Source organism: Streptomyces sp. CBMA156 (assembly GCF_014596515.1).
Taxonomy (GTDB): Bacteria; Actinomycetota; Actinomycetes; order Streptomycetales; family Streptomycetaceae; genus Kitasatospora.
Genome location: NZ_MSJQ01000353.1, coordinates 1 through 16,703 on the forward strand (window position 1 = coordinate 1; position 16,703 = coordinate 16,703).

Sequence of the window (16,703 nt, forward strand, 5' to 3'; positions counted from 1 at the left end):
GACGGCGCCGACGGTCCGAACGGCGCCGACCTGGCCCGCGCCGCCCTGGCCGCCGCCCTCGCCCCGTACGAGCGGCCCACCGGCGTCCACCTGCGCACGGCAGCCTGGCTGGTGACCGCCGCCCGCCCCTGACCGCCCACCGCACGGACGAACCGCAGGCCCGGACCGCCCCGTTGGAGGCGGCCCGGGCCTGCGGGTGCACCCGGGAAACCGCCGGCGCCTTCCGCCCCTCGCCCGACGGTCCCCGGCCGGGTCCGTCCGCGCGGCCACCCCGACGACCTACGACAGTGCGGGGATACCTAAGCCGCGGACGCCGACGGGCCGGCTAGGTCGTCGTGCGTCGGTGTGCGTCGGTACCGGAAGCAGTCGGATGACCGATGCCTGCCCCCTGCCCTCCCCGCCACAGTGGTGGTGTTGCTCCGCGAGCGAAGCGCCGGAGCGCCCCCAGGAATGCAGAGAGCAGAGGAGATCATTCATGAACCTGCGGAAGACGGCGATGCGGCTCGCGGTGGGTGCCGCCACGGTGGCCGGCGTGCTCGCCGCCACGACGACGAGCGCGAGCGCCGACGTCCTCACCTCGATCCAGACCGGCGCCGGCAAGTGCCCCGCCAACTGGGTGTGCCTGTGGAGCGAGAACAACTTCATCGTGGGGAACCCGAAGGGCGGCACCGACTACGGGGCCATCGGCGCGAACCAGAACATCCCGGACATGGCGGCCATCAAGCTGCTGACCGACGAGCACCGCTGGAAGGGCATGACGGACGAGGCCTCCTCGCTCGTGAACAACACCGGGAGCCACATCTGCTTCTACGAGCACAACAACTACGGCGGCGCGGAGTTCAAGGTCGGCCCCCACGAGCAGTGGGCCTCGGTCCCGTCGTGGATCAACGACAAGATCAGCTCCTTCAAGTTCTGCTGATCCCTCGTGTTCCCTTCCCTCCCTTCCCTCCCTCGACCTGAACGGATCGTCATGAAGCTCTCCAAGAACCTGGCCAAGCTCAGCCTGGTCACCGCCGCCGCCGTCGGGCTGCTCGTGACCGGGGCCACCTCCGCGAGCGCCACCAACGTCTACAACATGGGCCACGGGGCCGGGTCGTGCCCCAGCGGCTACATCTGCCTGTGGTCGGAGGGCAACTTCATCGAGGGCACGTTCTACAACAACGCCAAGTTCGGGGCCTTCGCGTCGGACCAGAACACCGGCGACATGGGCAAGCTCCAGAAGGTTTCCAGCACCGACAAGGGCATGCAGGACATCGCCTCGTCGGTGGTGAACAACACCGGGAGCCACATCTGCTTCTACGAGCACAACAACTACGGCGGCGCGGAGTTCAAGGTCGGCCCCCACGAGCAGTGGCCCTCCCTGCCGTCGTGGATCAACGACAAGATCAGCTCCTTCAAGTACTGCTGACGCCGCCCGCCTTTCCCTCTCACCTAGACCTGAACGGATCGTCATGAAGCTTTCCAAGAACCTGACCAGGCTCGGCCTGGCCGCCGCCACCGCCGTCGGGCTGGTCGTGACCGTGGCGGGATCCGCCAGCGCCAACACGATCCTCGGCGTCGGGCAGGGCGCAGGGGCGTGCCCCACCAACTACGTCTGCCTGTGGTCCGAGAACGGTTTCGTCGGCAACACCGGCCCCTCCTACAAGTTCGGGTCGCTCGCCTCGGACCAGAACATCGGTGACCTGGGCAAGCTGGAGAAGGACGGCGCCTTCTGGAAGGGGATGCAGGACATCACTTCCTCCGTGCTGAACAACACGGGGAGCCACATCTGCTTCTACGAGCACAACGACTACGGCGGCGCGGAGTTCAAGGTCGGCCCCCACGAGCAGTGGCCCTCCCTGCCGTCGTGGATCAACGACAAGATCAGCTCCTTCAAGTACTGCTGACCCGACCGGGCACAGAACGTGCCGCAAGCGCAGGCCCGGACCGCATCCACTGCGGTCCGGGCCTGCGGTCTTGTCGCTCAAGGTCCTGTGAGCCGGCCCGGTGCACGGGAAGTCGGTGGGGTCGACTTCTGGTGCTGGGTGGTGGTTTGGGTGCGGCAGTGGGTGAGGGCGTATTTGATGCGGGGGTCGGGGTTGGGGGTGGTGGTGAGGAGTTCGCCGGCTGTGACGAGGGTGGTCCAGTACTGGGTGGGGTTGCCGGTGCGGGGGAGGGGGCGGGCGGCGGCGAGGGAGAGGTAGGCGGTGGTGAGGTTGCCGGTGGTGAACCAGCGCTGGAGGCCGTGCTGGTGGCCGGGGCGGATGCCGCCCATGGCGCCGATCGCGGTCAGGAACAGGTCGACGACGGCGAGTTCGGTGTCGGTGAGGGACTTGGGGATGTCGAAGATGCCGAGGGCTTCGAGGACTTCGCCGGTGTCGGTTTCGGAGTTCGGGCGGGGGTCGGCGAGGAGAGCGTCGTGGCATTCGGCGAGGCGGCGGGTGGTCTCGGCGAGCGGGATGGCCAGGGCGAGGCAGACGGCGCGGGCGGAGGGCAGGGGCTTCTGGGTGCGGCGGGCGAGGAGCGCGTAGGTGGCGGCGGGGGTGTGGCCGCGGGTGAGCGCGTGGCGGGCGACGGTGGTGAGGTTCATGGAGGGTCGGGCTTTCAAGCGGTGAGGAGGGAGGGGGTGACGGCGGGGGTGATGAGGGCCCAGGTGAACTTGCCGATGCCGTCGGGGAGGGTGGCGCTGCCCCAGCGGTGGGCGAGTTCGTTGACGAGGAAGAGTCCGCGCCCGTGCTCGTCGTCCGGGGCGGCCGCGCGGAGCGTGGGGTGTTCGGTGTCGGCGTCGTGGACTTCGATGCGCAGGAGGTGGTCGGGGGTGAGGGTGAAGCGGATTTCGATGTGGTGGTCGTCGGGGGTGTGGGTGTGCTGGACGGCGTTGGCGAAGAGTTCGCTGAGGAGGAGTTCGGCGGTGTCGGTGTAGCGCTCTCCGTCGGACAGGCCGGAGAGGTAGGCGCGGAGCAGGTAGCGGGCCAGGGGCGTGGATTCGGTGCGGGAGTCGAGGCGGGCGACGAACATGCGGGGGCGGCGGTTGGTGAGCATGGGGGGACCTCGGAGGGAGGGGGTGCGAAGGGGGGTGTTGCCGGTCGGGGGGTTGTGGTCAGCCGACCGGAACGGGGACGCCGTGGATGAGGAGGGGGAGGCCGGTGCCGTGTTCCCAGGCGTCCCAGGCGTCTTCGACGCGGCGGTGGTGGTCGGTGGTCATGGCGTTGCGGAGGCCGGACCGGGGGATCCAGTGGAGGGTGCGGATCCGCTGCGGTGGCTGGTGGTGGCGGACGTTGTCGGCTTGCCGGGGTGTGAGCATTCCGCCCGCGTAGACGAGGTCGAGGCTCTCGGGGGTGTCGGCGGCGGGGGTGTAGTCGATGGTGAGGATGGTGCGGAGGGGAAGGACGAGCCCGGTTTCGGTTTCGAGGTGCCGGCGGGCTGCGAGGTGGAGGAGTTCGCCCTGTTCGGCGAGGCCGCCGGGGAGGGTGAGGCCGTCCGTGTCGATGGGTTCGAGGAGGAGGACGGAGAGGTCGTGCGAGCCGTCGGGGTCCTCGCGGAGGACGAGGGTGTGATGGCCCGAGCGGCGGGTGGGGGGCTTGGTCGTGATGCGGGTCGTGCTCAACTCTGCTCCAGGCATGAGGGTTTGACGGTCACAGCGGTCGACGGTGCGACGTCCCACAGGCACCGGGTGTGATTTCCCCGGAGGGCGCGAGGGAGCCCAGGATGTTGCGCTGTGCGCCCGGCGAATCACCGGGTGTAGCCATGGTGGGGGTTCATCCCCTACGATCGGAAGCGTTTGAACTCTCTAATCGCTCTGACTTTAAGTTGAGGGTGATCGTGAACCGTCGCACACTTGATCCAACGTCATCACCCCTGGCAGCCCTCGTTGTTCATATCCGCACGTCACGGGATGTCAAAGGGTTGACTCAGGCCGAGCTGGGGAAGCTGGTCGGGTACTCGAACGTCTACATCTCGAACGTGGAGACGGGAAAGCAGGCTCCGAGCTTAAACTTCGTCAAGCTCTGTGAGGCTGCCTTGGGGACAGATGGCTCGCTCGAACTCCTGTGGTGGAGTTGGAAGAATGGATCATTGATTCCGGGGTTTCCCGAGTTCGCGGCCAAAGAGCGTGAGGCCCTGGCTATCCGACTCTTCGAGATTGACATGGTGCCTGGCATACTTCAGCACTCGGACTACAGCGCTGCTTACGAGTCGGCACCCGTTAGGCGCGGCGAAGCAACCCAGGAGCAGGCAGACGAGCGTCTCAGGCTGCTGTCCGCGCGACAGCAGCTTCTCGATCGAACATCGGTGATCCACGTGGTTCTCGACGAATCAGCCTTGAGGCGTCCGATCGGCGGACCGGCTGTCATGGCACGCCAGTTGAAGTTCTTGGAGCGCCTGGCTGCACGACCCGGCATCGTCGTGCAGGTTGCCCCCTATGCGCTTGGTGAGGAGCGGCCCTTCTCTCATTCGGTCACGCTGCTTACCTTGCCGAACCGGGCCATGGTTGGGTATACCGAAACGCTTCAGCGGGGCTTCCTGGAGCAGGATGCCGAGGTCGTGTCAGCGTGGGCCGGTAAGTACGATCGACTCCAAGTGAACGCACGGAACCAACCGGACAGCCTGGTCGCGATCCGGGAAGCGCGGAAGGATTTTGAACGCTATGCAACTTGACCTGACCGGTGCCGGGTGGCGGAAGAGTACATACAGCAACGGGCAAGGTGGCTGCATTGAAGTTGCAGACGGCTACCCGGGCGTCATGCCAGTCCGAGACTCCAAGGACCCGAAGGGGCCTGCCCTCGTCTTCCCGGCCAAAGAGTGGGAGTCGTTCGTCGTCGCAGCCCGCAGGGGGGAGTTCGGCGAGGTCTGAACCCGCTGGCCCGGACCGCGACCGGTCCGGGCCAGCGGCGTTGGTGGAGGCAGTGGCGGGTAGAAAGGTCCGGTAGCACGGTTGCTGCTCAGTCGTGGTGCAGCATCGTTGAGTGGCCGGCGAGGTGTGAAGGGACTCGGCATGAGTGAGAACGTTGACCTGACAGGTGCTTCTTGGAGCAAGAGCAGCTACAGCAACAATGGCGGAACCTGCGTCGAGGTAACAGCAGACTTCCCCGGCCTGGCCCCCGTTCGTGACTCCAAGGACCCTCACGGCCCGGCCCTCGTTTTTCCGTCCGAGGCGTGGGCGTCGTTCGTCGCTGCCGTCCGCAGTGGTGAGTTCGGTGAGGTCTGAGAGGGGCGTCATGGCTGACCGGGTAGATCTGACCGGCGCTTGCTGGGTCAAGTCCTCGTACTCCAACAATGGCGGCAACTGCGTGGAGGTCACCGCCGACTTCCCGGGCCTCGCTCCTGTCCGTGACTCCAAGGACCCTCAGGGGCCGGCGCTGGTCTTTCCGTCCGAGGCTTGGGCGTCGTTCGTCGCCGCCGTCCGCAGCGGCGAGTTCGGCGATGTCTGATCCAGAGTCTTGAACCGCAGGCCCGGGCCGTTCATGGCCCGGGCCTGCGGCTTTGGTGGAGGCAGTGGCGGGTAGAAAAGCCCGGTAGCGCGGCTGCTGCTCAGTCGTGGTGCAGCATCGTTGAGTGGCCGGCGAGGTGTGAAGGGACTCGGCATGAGTGAGAATGTTGACCTGGCAGGTGCTTCTTGGAGCAAGAGCAGCTACAGCGGCAATGGTGGACAGTGTGTCGAGGTGGCCCACAACTTCTCTGGCCTGGCTCCCGTTCGTGACTCCAAGGACCCTCACGGCCCGGCTCTCGTCTTTCCGTCCGAGGCCTGGGCGTCGTTCGTCGCCGCCGTTCGCAGTGGTGAGTTCGGTGAGGTCTGACTGACTGACGGCCCCTGCGGGCGGGGTGCCCCTGACCGACCCTAGGGGGTGGCCCATCCCTGAGGGGGAGCAGCTCATCGTTCGAAGGTAGGTCCAGGGTCGGAGCCGGTCCGGACCGTGGGCTGACGACCCGGTGCCCGTTCAGCTGTCAATGTGTCAGTTGCCGTCATTAACAAGGGTGTTGTATGCGTCCTTCGGCATGGACACGGGAAGGCGGACGGGCATGGCGGAACACAGGGGCGGAACGGGTCCGGGCGGTCGCGGGCGCACGGGGCACCGGCGCGGCCGCCCGGCCGCGCGCCTGGTGGCGCTCGCGCTGGCGGGCGCGGGCCTGGTGGGGGTGACGGCCCCGGTGGCCGGTGCCCTCGGTACAGCGGTGCCTGTCGGAGTGGTGACGGTGACCGCTGCCCAGGACCCGGCGCAGGACGCCGCAGGCCTGGGGCCGCGCAAGGGCGTCGACCCCAGGGCCCTGGACGCCGCGGTGCAGGCCATCGTCGACTCCGGCGGCGCCTCGGCCTCACTCGCCCGGGTCGGCGAGTACGGCCGCACCCGGTGGAAGGGCGCCGCCGGTACCGCCGACGACGCGACCGGCGCCCCCGCCTCGGCGACCGGCCGGTTCCGGATCGGCAGCGTGACCAAGACCTTCGTCTCCACCGTCGTCCTCCAACTGGTCGCCGAGGGACGGCTGGGCCTGGACGACCCGGTGGAGCGGCTGCTGCCGGGCGCGGTGCCGAACGGCGAGAACATCACCCTGCGCCGGCTGCTCAACCACACCAGCGGGCTGTTCGACTACACCGAGGACCACGCCTTCGACCCCACGGCGCCCGGTTCCCTCGAACGATGGCTGGAGTCCGGCCGCTACACCCGCTGGACACCGCAGCAGCTCATCGCCCTGGCCGACAGCCACCCGGCGTACTTCCCGCCCGGCCAGGGCTACCACTACTCCAACACCGACTACATCCTGGCCGGACAGATCATCGAGCGGACCACCGGCCGCACCTGGCAGCAGGAGGTGGAGCGTCGCGTCATCCGCCCGCTGGGCCTGACCGGCACGTCCATGCCCGACCACGAGACGGCCGTCCCCGGCCCGCACGCGCACGGCTACTTCGACCTGCCCACCGGCCGCGTGGACGTCACCGACCTGGACCCGAGCATGGCGGGCGCGGCCGGCGCCGGGATCTCCACCACCGCCGACCTCAACACCTTCATCACCGCCCTGCTCGGCGGACGGCTACTGCCCCGGCCGCAGCTCGCCGAGATGATGACGGTCACCCCGCAGAGCCAGGGCGGGTACGGCCTGGGCCTGGAACGGACCACCACCGACTGCGGTGAGCTCTGGGGCCACACGGGCGGCATCCCGGGCTTCAGCACCTTCCTGTACACCAGCCCCGACCTGCGCCGTCAGCTCTCCGTCTCGATGAACAACAGTGGCCTCTCGACCCCGCTGCCCACCCGGAAGGCCTTCGAGAAGCTGGTGGGCGCCGCGACCTGCACCGGCTGACCCCGCTCGGCCGGCACTGTTCCCAGACCCGAGAGGTGCGCCATAGCTGACCGCGTGGACCTGCCCGGTGCTTGCCGGGCCACGTCCTCGTACTCCAACAACGGCGGCAACTGCGTGGAGGTCGCTGCCGACTTCCCTGATCTTGCTCCCGTCCGTGACTCCAAGGACCCTCACGGCCCGGCTCTCGTCTTCCCCTCCGAGGCCTGGAAATCCTTCGTCGCCACCGTCCGCAGCGGCGAGTTCGGCGACGTCTGACCGACGTCGAGCGCGAACGTCACCCACGCCCGCGAACGCCGACGGCCGACTTAGGTCGTCGGCGCCGGTTCCATGTGCAGTGGGCCGCGGTCCCGTCGTGGATCAACCGCAAGATCAGCTCCTTCAAGTAGTGCTGACCCGACCGGTCGCAGCAAGTGCCGCAAGCGCGGGCCCGGACCGCACCCACCGCGGTCCGGGCCCGCGGCTGCCCCCGCGGCCCGCCTGGCACGACAGTGCTCCGCTGCGGTCTGCCTCCGATCAACTCGACTGATCCGCACCGATGTTGGGCGGGTTCGGAATCGGATTCCCGAAGTAGTCGTGCTTGGCCCCGTCGTGCTCGCCTCCCATTCCGGCCCCGCGCGCGGGTGAGCCGTCCTTCAGGCGTACGTCGTCCGGGGCGACCGGCTTGGCGGACGTGAACATCGGATCGGCGTGGACGCCCGCGGCATCACGGCTGTAGTCGGTGGGCCAGTAGAGGTTGTGGCTGTAGGTGCTGTCGGCGTCGCTGATGAGGGCGCCACCGCCGGCCGCGCCCACGAACACGTTGTCCTCGAAAATGACGCCGGTGAGGCCGTTGTTGTGGACGAGCTCGGTGCCGGACCGGTCGGTGACGATGGTGTTGCGGTAGACGCGCGTGTCGATGGAAGCGGCGCACGAGACGGTGACGACGCCGTAGGAGGACGTGTCCGTATTCCGGTCGTTGATACTGATGTTGTCGTGGACGCGATTCCCTTTGCTCTCCATACTTTTGTCGTTGCAGACGAGCAGGAATCCGCCCTCGTTGTCATGGCTGTAGTTGTACTGGTAGACGTTGCGGTTGTTGCCGCCGTCGATGTCGTACGCCATGGAGTCCAGCGTCCCGTGGCCATGGGTGACCTCGTTGTACTGGTACAGCACGTCATCCGAGTCCCAGGCCCAGACACCGGCGTTGTAGTGCTTGGGTGACCGCATGTTGAACCCGTCGACGTAGTTGTGCTCGACGAGGGCGCCGCGCGAATCCTGCACGACGATGCCGTCGCCCCCGACGTCGTACACCTTGTTGTCCGTGAACGTGACTCCAGTGGACTGCCTTTGATTCGCCCCGGCCTTGTGCCCCCAGGTGGAGGAGGTGCCGATGCCGGTACGGTCGACGGTACGGACGGTGGAGCGGCTGACGCGGATGTCGTCGAACCAGGTGGGGGTCTTGTCCCCGTTCGCGGCGAAGAGGATCCCCCCGCTTGGGTCCGGGTCCTTGGAGTCGTCCCCGTTGACGTTGTGGATGTCGACGTCCTCGACGACGAAGTGGTGGGCGACGCCGTAGTCGGTGAGTTCGACGTAGAGGCCCGCGCGGTGGTCGGTGGTGGTGATGGGGCCGGTGTTGGAGAGGTCGAGGTTGCGGATCTCCCACTGTTCGGTGTTGAGGAGGTGGAGCGCGGCGCGGGCGCCCCCACCCTCGATGTGCGGCTTGCTCTCGCTCTCGCTGCCGTAGGCGTCGATCCGGACGGGCGCCCCGTCCGCTCCCTTTCCGTGGAGCGTGAGCATGCCTTTGCATCCCGTACCGCGCTTGAGGAGGAGGCGTTCGCCGGGGGCGAAGGTGTGGGCGCCGGCCTGGGCGAGGGTCCGCCAGGGGGCGTCGGGTGAGGTCCCGGCCGCGGTGTCGTCACCGGGCTGGCAGTCGAGGTAGTAGGTGGCGGGGGCGGCGGTTGCCGCGGGGGTGGCGGCTGCGGCCAGGGCGGTGGCCAGCAGGAAGGCACGTAGGGTCATGGACCGGAACGTAGCGCCGGACCGACCCGAAACAGCCGATGGACGCTCCGGCGGCCTGGGCGCCGTTCGCCGTCGCCGTCGGTAGTGGCGAGTTCGGCGAAGTCCGAGCCCGGCGTTCGGAACCGCAGGCCGGGTCTGCGGTCTTCGGTGTGTCGGAGGTCCGGTCTGGCGCATTCGGCTTTGGTTCGGGCGAGTTGAGCGTCGGCGGGTCGGATACGGCCGTTGAGCCGGGTGATGAGGGCCTGGTTGGTGTAGACGGTCTGAAGCCAGCCGCCGCCGCCCTCTCGGACCGGCTCGTAGGGGGTGGGGAAGGAGCCGGGGCCGATCACCCTGCTTTCGGCCACCGGAGGCCGTCCGACCTGGGCCGTTCAGCTGCGATTCAACGTCGAACGGCGGACTCCTGCTGGTGGATCGTGCACGGATCATGCTGGATGGTGGGGACCAGCCGTGCGCGCATGCCGACGACTTTCGGCGCGCCGCCCCGTGCGGCCCCGCATCACCGAGGAGCCCCCCTCATGCACCGTCAAGTCCCGCGCCTGCTCGCCGTCGCGTTCACCGCCGTCCTCGCCGCCTCCGGTGCCGTCACCCCGGTTGCTGCCCATGCCACCACCGGGGCCACGACCCCCGCCGCCTTCCGTGCGCCGTCGCCCGCTGTCTATCCCGACCCCGTCCTCGCCACCGGCACCGCCGGCACCGGCGCGTACCGGGACTTCGTCCAGGCCCTGCGCCTTCGCGCCACCAACGGGCAGGTGTTCTACCAGGGCATCTACCGCACCCGGCCGGAGGCCGTGAACGACTTGTTCCCCCTGCACCTGACCGCCGGGACGGGCGCCCGGGTGGACCTCATCGTGCGGGCCAGCAACCTGTACGTCGTCGGCTGGTACCTGCCGGCCGGCGACACCTTCTACGCGCTCACCGACAAGCCTGAGCCCGTCTACAACCCCACCGGGCACACCACCCCCGTCCCCACCAAGTTCGACGGCAGCTACATCACCCTGGAGAACAAGGGAACGGTCGAGCGCGACAGCGTGTCCCTCAGCCGCGACAAGGTCAACCAGTCCGTCATCGACCTCGCCGCCCCCACCACGGGCACACCCCCCAAGCTGGACGTCCCGAAGGCCTGCAACGCGCTCCTCGTCCTCATCCAGGACACCAGCGAGGCCGCCCGGTTCAGCGGGATCCAGAGCCTCGTCACCGCCGGCTGGACGGGCACGGTCGGCAACCGCCCGTTCATCAAGGCCCTGGAGAACGACTGGGACGGCTTCTCCGGCTGGGCGATCAAGAAGCAGGCCAATCCCCAGACGCTCCCGCACACGGTCGGCGGCGTCACCGTCACCACGCTCGCCGACGCCCAGCAGTACCTCGCCATCGTCAAGTCCTGACCCCACGAAGGAGACCACCATGACCGGGGTGCACCCCCTCTTCGAGCCCTTCGACGGCTCCCCGCTCAGCAACGATTGGACACTGTCCAAAGGCGTGCAGGTCGACGCCGACGGACTCCGGCTGACCACCGACGAGCCGGAACAGGCCGGCCTCGCCCTGCTGTCCGCGGAGTCGTTCCCGGCCGGCAGCGACCTCGTCATCGACTTCGACTACGCGGTGACCGGCGGGCAGGGCGTCGGCGGCCTCGGTGACGGCTTCTCCGTCCTTCTCCTCAAGAGCGGTACCGATGCCCCGGGGGCGCACGGAGCCGGGCTGGGCTACTCGTTCGTCAACTACGGGAAGCTCTACGAGTCGGGTGTGGCGGACGGATACGTCGGCATCGGCTTCGACACCTTCGGCGACTTCGCGACGGGGCTCACCGGCACCGGCGGCACGGACCGCCGCCCGGACGACGTCGGCGTGCGTGGCGCGGGCAGCCGCTTCGAGGGCTTCCCCTGGCTGGGCGGCGCGGCGGTCGAGGGCGGCTTCCGAGGCGGCTGGGCGGACGGCCGGCACGCTCAGGTGTGGGTGGCCGGCGGCCACCTCAGGGTGACGCTGTGGAGTGCGGACCGTCCCGAGCCGAACGTGGTCGTCAAGGACCTGGACGTGCGGGCGCAGTTGAAGGAACCGTTCATGATCGCCTTCGCTGCCGCCACCGGGGACGCCACGGCCGAGCACCGGATCCGCAACGTGGAGGTGACCCTTCCCGCCTCGGTGTCGCTGGGCGTCGACGCCCCCGCCGAGGTGAAGCCCGGCGAGCCCCTCACGTACACCATGACCGTCTGGATCACCGGCCTGAACGATTGCCCGGACGCGGTCGTGCATGCCACGCTCTCCCCGCACCTGACGGTGCTCGAGGGGCCGGGGTGCTCGGACTTCAACTACGCTTCGCATGGGCAGGGGTCGATCGTGTCCGGCGTGTTGACCCAGCCCGTCTCGTTCCCCGCGCCGACCGATGCGGCGGACAAGCCGATGGAGACCGTGACCTTGCGATGCATGCCCGCCCCGGGCTACGAGGGCGACGTGCAGTTCGACGCCTGGGTGACGACCGAGTCGCGCGTCAACACATCCGACCAGTCGCGGGATTCGAAGCGCACAGTCGTCCGGTCCTGACGACTGGTTCTCCCGTCCGGCGAGCGGTCGGGAGAACCAGCCGGGGAACCCGTCCGGCGACTACTTCTTCGGGTTGTCCACAAAGAACTTGCTGTTCTTCTTGTCGAAGTGCAGCGTCTGGGGCTTGTCCAATTCGAGGCTGACCTCCGCGTAGGGCCCCCATGTGTCCACGGTGACCGTGCCGTCCTCCTTGTGCTTCGTCAGGAACACGTAGACCGTCTCGTGAGGAGTGAACTGGGTGCGCTGTTGGGGGCCGGTGGGGGAGACGGCGAGTGGTTTGAACGCGCCGGCGCTCAGGCTGCTCGCCTGGGAGAGACCGAGGTTCCACGCCTTCTCGGTATCGTTGCGGATGGTGTAGGTGCCCTTCGCGCCGGTATCCGTGGTGCGCGCCATCGTCGTCCCGTCGAAGGCATAGACGACGCCGGTGTCTGCGGGCGGCGGCAGGAGCGGGGCGGTCTGGGTGATGGTGGCCCCATCCTTGAGCTGGGTCTGCGTCGCGTACACCGAGTATTTCAGCTCCCATGTGACCTGGTTGGTGGGCAGGGGGGAGAAGATCTGCCACGCGATATCCGCGGGGTTGCCTCCACCGGGGACGCCGTCGCCGCCGTCGACCTTCTTGGCGATGGCGACCTGTTCCTTCAATTCCTTGGCGATGTAGCCCGCGTCGGCCAGGGGATCGATGTTGAGAGTGAAAATGGCCATGGATGCTCCTTCTGGTGGCGTGGGTGGGGCGGACGGGATCACGGCCCCGATTCATTCAATACGCTGGACGGGTCGCAATGAGTGTGTACACAATCAACATCACTCGAAAGGTCGATGCTTGACCGTTTCTGCAAGATCAAATTATTGGCTGGGGGCTCAGGGGGCGATTCGTGACCACACCTGGTAGTCGCCGCTGTTGCATTCGCGGCCGTACGCGCTTCCGTCGCCGCGGCTGTCCAGGCAGAGGCCCGTGCCCTTGCTCCTGTAGGAGTAGGAATCCTTTCCTCTTTCGGTTACGTACCAGTGCATGTAGGGGTTTTGCGCATTGCAGGTGGTCTGGTAGACGTTGCCGTCTTGGCTGCCGTCGAGGCACTTCCCGGTGCCGTCGGACATGATGGCCAGGGTCCCGTCGTTGAGGGATTCCAGTGCGAACCTCTGGTAGAGGTCGCCCTCCTTGCAGTCTCGTGTGGCGAAACCCCTGTCGATGTTGCTCGCTGTCAGGCACAGGTGGGTCTGGAGGTCCTTCAGGACGTAGCTGGGCGCGGCGTGCGCCGGACCTGCCCATATCAGCATGAGGGCCGCGAAGGCCGTGCTGCCGGAGATTGCCCTGATGGTACTTCTTTTCATGATCGCCTCCTCGGTGGCGGCGGTGCCCCGAAAGTCGGCATGGGTGGAACGGGCGTTGAATTCCCGTTGCGGTCATGGTAGGTCGGATGCGGCGACCGCGCAGAATTGGAGATTTTCGGAAATTCCCGTATGTGCATCCGGGGGCCAGGAACGGGTGCGGCGACAGAGGCATTATGACGTTGAAATGATGGGGCGGCGAGGCCGGGACTGGACTCCGCCCGCAGCCTGGCTGGTTGCCTCCACACGCCCGTGACCGCCCACCGTCCGAATGAACCGCAGGGCCCGGACCGCGAACGGTCCGGACCCTGCGGGCGAAACTCGGTGCGGCGTCACGAGCCGGCGGTGGCCGCCTCCAGGGTCGTGGCCATCACCGGGCTGGTGAAGGTGTTCGTCGCGTCGCCCGTGGAGGGGTGGTACGAGCCCCACTTGAGGTAGTTCCGGTCGCCGTCCCAGGTGGTGCCCTTGAACGTGCCCGAGCCGGTGGTGAACGTCTGCTTCACGCCGTCGAACCAGAAGTCGATGGTGCCGTCGGTGCGCCCCAGGCGGATCTTCAGCGCGTACGAGTGCCACGTGTTGTTGGTGGTCTGCGCGGTCCACAGCGAGTGCGACACGTGGTTGATGTCCCACTCCTGGAGGCGCACGCGCCCGTTGACGATGTCGATCTCGATCGGGTGGTTGGCCGTGTCGGTGCTCGGCGAGCACTTCAGCTGGAACACGTACCGGCTGTTGGTGTCCTGGATGTCCACCTTGGACGACCAGCCCAGGTAGAAGGTGTCGCCCTCCTTCAGGTCCGGGCTCAGCGTCTCGCAGCGCTCCTCGCCGGCGGCCTGGAAGGCCCGCCACACGTTGCCCTTGACCGCGTCCTTGACGACGCCGAAGTTGTTCGCCGCGCACTGGACCGCCTTGAACGAGGACGGGCCCGTGCTGGTGCTCGGGGTCCACAGGACCTGGCCGGCCGCGCTGCTGGGCGTCACCCCGGCGCAGGTGATCGCGAACGTGCCGAGGGCGACGGCCGCGGCGGCGGCCTTGCGGCGGTGGGTCAGAAGGGACATGCCTCTCCCGGGGGGATGAGTGGCCGATACGAGCGATCAGTGATTCGACCACTGCCGGGCCCGTCCGGCCACATGGAGCGGCCGGCGGAAGATCCTTTTCGGACACTTCCGCCGGCCGCCCCGCGGACCTGAACCCGGCCCCGACCTCGTCCGTTACGGAGTGCGCGGCCCCCCGGTGCCTCCAGCACTCTCGGCGCCCTCGTCGTACGAGGACGTCCCCTCGTCCAGCAGTGGCTCCTGCGTCTTCAGGTGCGCCGGGGCCAGCGCCCGCAGCGCGTGGTAGCCGGTGATGACGACCAGCGTGCCCAGCGCGATGCCGCTGAGGCTGAAGGTGTCGGTGAACTTCAGCGTCACGTTGCCGATGCCGATGATGATGCCCGCCGCCGCCGGCACCAGGTTCAGCGGGTTGCGCAGGTCCACCCCGGACTTGGTCCAGATCTGCGCGCCGAGCAGGCCGATCATGCCGTACAGGATGACGGTGATGCCGCCGAGCACCCCGCCAGGGATCGCGGCCACGACCGCCCCGAACTTCGGGCACAGGCCGAACAGCAGCGCGAAGCAGGCCGCGGCCCAGTAGGCCGCCGTCGAGTAGACCCGGGTGGCGGCCATCACGCCGATGTTCTCCGAGTACGTGGTGTTCGGCGGGCCGCCGACCGCGGTGGAGAGCATCGAGCCGACGCCGTCCGCGGAGATCGCGGTGCCCAGCTTGTCGTCCAGGTTCGAGCCGGTCATCTCGCCGACCGCCTTGACGTGCCCGGCGTTCTCCGCGACCAGCGCGATCACCACGGGCAGCGCGACCAGGATCGCCGACCACTGGAACGACGGGCCGTGGAAGGTCGGCAGGCCGATCCAGTCCGCCTTGCCGACGCCCGACAGGTCCAGGCGCCAGTGGTCGGTCATGTGCCCGCCGCCGTCCACCGAGTGGATCTTCCCGAAGACCCGGTCGAACAGCCAGGAGATCCCGTAGCCGAACAGCAGCCCCAGGAAGATCGCCACCCGCGACCAGAAGCCGCGCAGGCACACCACGGCCAGACCGGTGAACAGCATCACCAGCAGCGCCGTCCACTGGTCCTGCGGCCAGTACGTCGAGGCGGTCACCGGGGCCAGGTTGAAGCCGATCAGCATGACCACCGCGCCGGTGACGATCGGCGGCATCGTGGCGTGGATGATGCGCGCCCCGAACTTCCGGACCGCCAGCCCCACCAGGAACAGCGCCGCGCCCACCACGAACACCGCGCCGGTCACCGTCGCGCTGCTGCCGCCCTGCGCCCGGATCACCGCCGCCACACCCACGAAGGACAGCGAGCAGCCCAGGTAGCTCGGCACCCGGCCCTTGGTGGCCAGCAGGAAGATCACGGTCGACACGCCGGACATCATGATCGCGAGGTTCGGGTCGAGCCCCATCAGCACGGGCGCCACGAAGCTCGCCCCGAACATCGCCACCACGTGCTGGGCGCCGAGCCCTGCCGTGCGGGGCCAGGAGAGCCGTTCGTCGGGACGGACCACCGCCCCCGGCGCGGGCGTGCGCCCGTCACCGTGCAGCTTCCAGCGCACGCCGAGATCCATGGTGAGGTTCGCTTTCTCTGTACTTCCGAAGAACTGTCCGCACCATTGTGGTGTCCGCTGCGGGTCCCGGCGGTCACCCGGTCCCCGTGTGAGCTGCGGATACGTGTGGTAGCGCCCCGGAAGCCCCCGGATCCGGCCCGCTCAGCCCTCGCGCCGGATCCACTCGCTGCCGCCCAGCGGATAGTCGTAGCCCGGCCGCCCGACGCCCGAACTGGTCCGGAACGGCTTGCCGTTGGCGTTGACGAGCATCGTGCCCCGGCGCCCGCCGCTGGACCAGTCCAGGGCCAGCTCCCAGCGCACGTCGTGCGCCCGGGTGTGCGCGGTGACGTAGAGGACCTTCGGATCGGACTCGCTCACCTTGAACGGGAAGTCGCGCTGACCGCCCCGCGCGGTCACCCCGGGACTGCCGCCGTCGAGGTCGACGTCGAAGGACGCGCTCTCCACGTCCCCGCCGCAGCCCACGCCCATCGCGTAGTCGTTCCAGGCGAGCGGCGCGCCCTTGGTGAGGAAACGGACGTGCAGCGCCTCCAGGACGACCGTCTCCTTCCCGGTGCCCTGGACGGTCAGCGCGACCTGCTGCTCCCCGGAGGCGACCGCGCCGAGGGCCGCCGCCCAGCGCGGCGCCTCCTGCTCGTTGGCGGGCGGGCCGACCTGCCGGGGCGGGAGGTCGACGAGGAAGTGCTGGTAGCACGGGTTCTCGTAGCGGTACGGGCGGGTGGCGACCTTCAGCGGCGCGGGGTCGGCGGTGGGGGTGGAGGTGGCGCCGGGGGAGGCGCCGGCCGGGGACGCGCCCGCCGGGGCCGATCCCGTGGGGGCGCCAGGGACGGCGGGTGCGCCGCTCCCGTCGTCCGGGGCGGCGGAGCCGGTCGCGGCGGCGCCCGGGGCCGAGGAGCCGGGGGAGGGGGAGCCCTGGGCGGGGGAGGAGGCCCCCGCCGTCGAGGGTGTGGC

20 protein-coding genes and 1 pseudogene are annotated in these 16,703 nt (G+C 68.6%); 12 read left to right on the forward strand and 9 right to left on the reverse strand.

The genetic code is table 11. From position 1 onward, the window contains the following. The first annotated feature begins 475 nt into the window (after window positions 1–475). The 3 genes from BU198_RS30710 to BU198_RS30720 are packed head-to-tail and all read left to right on the forward strand — an operon-like array spanning window position 476 to window position 1,886. Window positions 476–919: a peptidase inhibitor family I36 protein gene (locus tag BU198_RS30710; RefSeq protein WP_188300124.1), complete on the forward strand. Its 444-nt coding sequence runs from the start codon at window positions 476–478 to the stop codon at window positions 917–919. 51 nt (window positions 920–970) lie between these two features. Beyond that, window positions 971–1,408 (forward strand): peptidase inhibitor family I36 protein, encoded by a 438-nt coding sequence (locus BU198_RS30715; protein ID WP_188300125.1) that lies wholly within the window; start codon window positions 971–973, stop codon window positions 1,406–1,408. A 43-nt stretch (window positions 1,409–1,451) separates the two neighbouring features. Continuing rightward, window positions 1,452–1,886 carry a peptidase inhibitor family I36 protein gene (locus BU198_RS30720; RefSeq protein ID WP_188300126.1) on the forward strand — a complete coding sequence of 145 codons (435 nt, stop codon included), beginning with the start codon at window positions 1,452–1,454 and terminating at the stop codon, window positions 1,884–1,886. Between the two features lie 77 nt (window positions 1,887–1,963). On the opposite strand, the gene BU198_RS30725 is transcribed toward BU198_RS30720, so the two are convergent. The 3 genes from BU198_RS30725 to BU198_RS30735 are packed head-to-tail and all read right to left on the reverse strand — an operon-like array spanning window position 1,964 to window position 3,586. Then, window positions 1,964–2,569 (reverse strand): hypothetical protein, encoded by a 606-nt coding sequence (locus tag BU198_RS30725; RefSeq protein WP_188300127.1) that lies wholly within the window; start codon window positions 2,567–2,569, stop codon window positions 1,964–1,966. 14 nt (window positions 2,570–2,583) lie between these two features. Beyond that, window positions 2,584–3,021 carry an ATP-binding protein gene (locus BU198_RS30730; protein WP_188300128.1) on the reverse strand — a complete coding sequence of 146 codons (438 nt, stop codon included), beginning with the start codon at window positions 3,019–3,021 and terminating at the stop codon, window positions 2,584–2,586. A 58-nt stretch (window positions 3,022–3,079) separates the two neighbouring features. After that, window positions 3,080–3,586 (reverse strand): NUDIX domain-containing protein, encoded by a 507-nt coding sequence (locus tag BU198_RS30735; RefSeq protein WP_188300129.1) that lies wholly within the window; start codon window positions 3,584–3,586, stop codon window positions 3,080–3,082. Between the two features lie 215 nt (window positions 3,587–3,801). On the opposite strand from BU198_RS30735, the gene BU198_RS30740 reads away from it, so the two are divergent. The 7 genes from BU198_RS30740 to BU198_RS30770 all read left to right on the forward strand — a co-directional run bounded on the left by BU198_RS30740 (window position 3,802) and on the right by BU198_RS30770 (window position 7,530). After that, complete coding sequence (locus BU198_RS30740; protein WP_188300130.1) at window positions 3,802–4,635, forward strand: Scr1 family TA system antitoxin-like transcriptional regulator; 834 nt, start codon at window positions 3,802–3,804, stop codon at window positions 4,633–4,635. Beyond that, window positions 4,625–4,831 (forward strand): DUF397 domain-containing protein, encoded by a 207-nt coding sequence (locus tag BU198_RS30745; protein WP_188300131.1) that lies wholly within the window; start codon window positions 4,625–4,627, stop codon window positions 4,829–4,831. Before BU198_RS30740 ends, BU198_RS30745 begins: the two co-directional genes overlap by 11 nt. Window positions 4,832–4,972: 141 nt before the next feature. Further along, the gene (locus BU198_RS30750; RefSeq protein WP_188300132.1) at window positions 4,973–5,185 is read left to right on the forward strand and encodes a DUF397 domain-containing protein; all 213 of its coding nucleotides are present in this window, start codon (window positions 4,973–4,975) and stop codon (window positions 5,183–5,185) included. A gap of 10 nt (window positions 5,186–5,195) precedes the next feature. Next, window positions 5,196–5,408: a DUF397 domain-containing protein gene (locus tag BU198_RS30755; RefSeq protein WP_188300133.1), complete on the forward strand. Its 213-nt coding sequence runs from the start codon at window positions 5,196–5,198 to the stop codon at window positions 5,406–5,408. 153 nt (window positions 5,409–5,561) lie between these two features. Then, window positions 5,562–5,774, forward strand: a complete 213-nt coding sequence (locus BU198_RS30760) for a DUF397 domain-containing protein (protein WP_188300134.1) — start codon at window positions 5,562–5,564, stop codon at window positions 5,772–5,774. A gap of 397 nt (window positions 5,775–6,171) precedes the next feature. Further along, window positions 6,172–7,275 (forward strand): serine hydrolase domain-containing protein, encoded by a 1,104-nt coding sequence (locus BU198_RS30765; protein WP_188300135.1) that lies wholly within the window; start codon window positions 6,172–6,174, stop codon window positions 7,273–7,275. A 54-nt stretch (window positions 7,276–7,329) separates the two neighbouring features. Beyond that, entirely contained in the window at window positions 7,330–7,530 is a 201-nt protein-coding gene (locus tag BU198_RS30770) for a DUF397 domain-containing protein (RefSeq protein ID WP_188300136.1), read from the forward strand. A 258-nt stretch (window positions 7,531–7,788) separates the two neighbouring features. On the opposite strand, the gene BU198_RS30775 is transcribed toward BU198_RS30770, so the two are convergent. Next, window positions 7,789–9,273, reverse strand: coding sequence for a right-handed parallel beta-helix repeat-containing protein (locus BU198_RS30775; protein ID WP_188300137.1), 1,485 nt, complete (start codon window positions 9,271–9,273; stop codon window positions 7,789–7,791). Between the two features lie 515 nt (window positions 9,274–9,788). On the opposite strand from BU198_RS30775, the gene BU198_RS30780 reads away from it, so the two are divergent. Both BU198_RS30780 and BU198_RS30785 read left to right on the forward strand, forming a co-directional pair. After that, window positions 9,789–10,655 carry a ribosome-inactivating family protein gene (locus BU198_RS30780; RefSeq protein WP_188300138.1) on the forward strand — a complete coding sequence of 289 codons (867 nt, stop codon included), beginning with the start codon at window positions 9,789–9,791 and terminating at the stop codon, window positions 10,653–10,655. Window positions 10,656–10,674: 19 nt separating this feature from the next. Next, a complete protein-coding gene (locus tag BU198_RS30785; RefSeq protein WP_188300139.1) occupies window positions 10,675–11,808 on the forward strand; it encodes a hypothetical protein in 1,134 nt (377 codons plus the stop codon). A 60-nt stretch (window positions 11,809–11,868) separates the two neighbouring features. Here the strand turns inward: BU198_RS30785 and BU198_RS30790 are convergent, their stop codons facing one another. The 5 genes and pseudogenes from BU198_RS30790 to BU198_RS30810 form a co-directional block, all read right to left on the reverse strand. Further along, entirely contained in the window at window positions 11,869–12,510 is a 642-nt protein-coding gene (locus tag BU198_RS30790) for a hypothetical protein (RefSeq protein ID WP_188300140.1), read from the reverse strand. A 156-nt stretch (window positions 12,511–12,666) separates the two neighbouring features. After that, window positions 12,667–13,137, reverse strand: coding sequence for an RICIN domain-containing protein (locus BU198_RS30795; RefSeq protein WP_188300141.1), 471 nt, complete (start codon window positions 13,135–13,137; stop codon window positions 12,667–12,669). Between the two features lie 329 nt (window positions 13,138–13,466). Beyond that, window positions 13,467–14,189 carry a heparin lyase I family protein gene (locus tag BU198_RS30800; protein ID WP_188300142.1) on the reverse strand — a complete coding sequence of 241 codons (723 nt, stop codon included), beginning with the start codon at window positions 14,187–14,189 and terminating at the stop codon, window positions 13,467–13,469. 153 nt (window positions 14,190–14,342) lie between these two features. After that, the gene (locus BU198_RS30805; RefSeq protein ID WP_188300143.1) at window positions 14,343–15,755 is read right to left on the reverse strand and encodes a uracil-xanthine permease family protein; all 1,413 of its coding nucleotides are present in this window, start codon (window positions 15,753–15,755) and stop codon (window positions 14,343–14,345) included. A 141-nt stretch (window positions 15,756–15,896) separates the two neighbouring features. Continuing rightward, window positions 15,897–16,703, reverse strand: a pseudogene (locus BU198_RS30810) (transcriptional regulator); the annotation flags it as partial.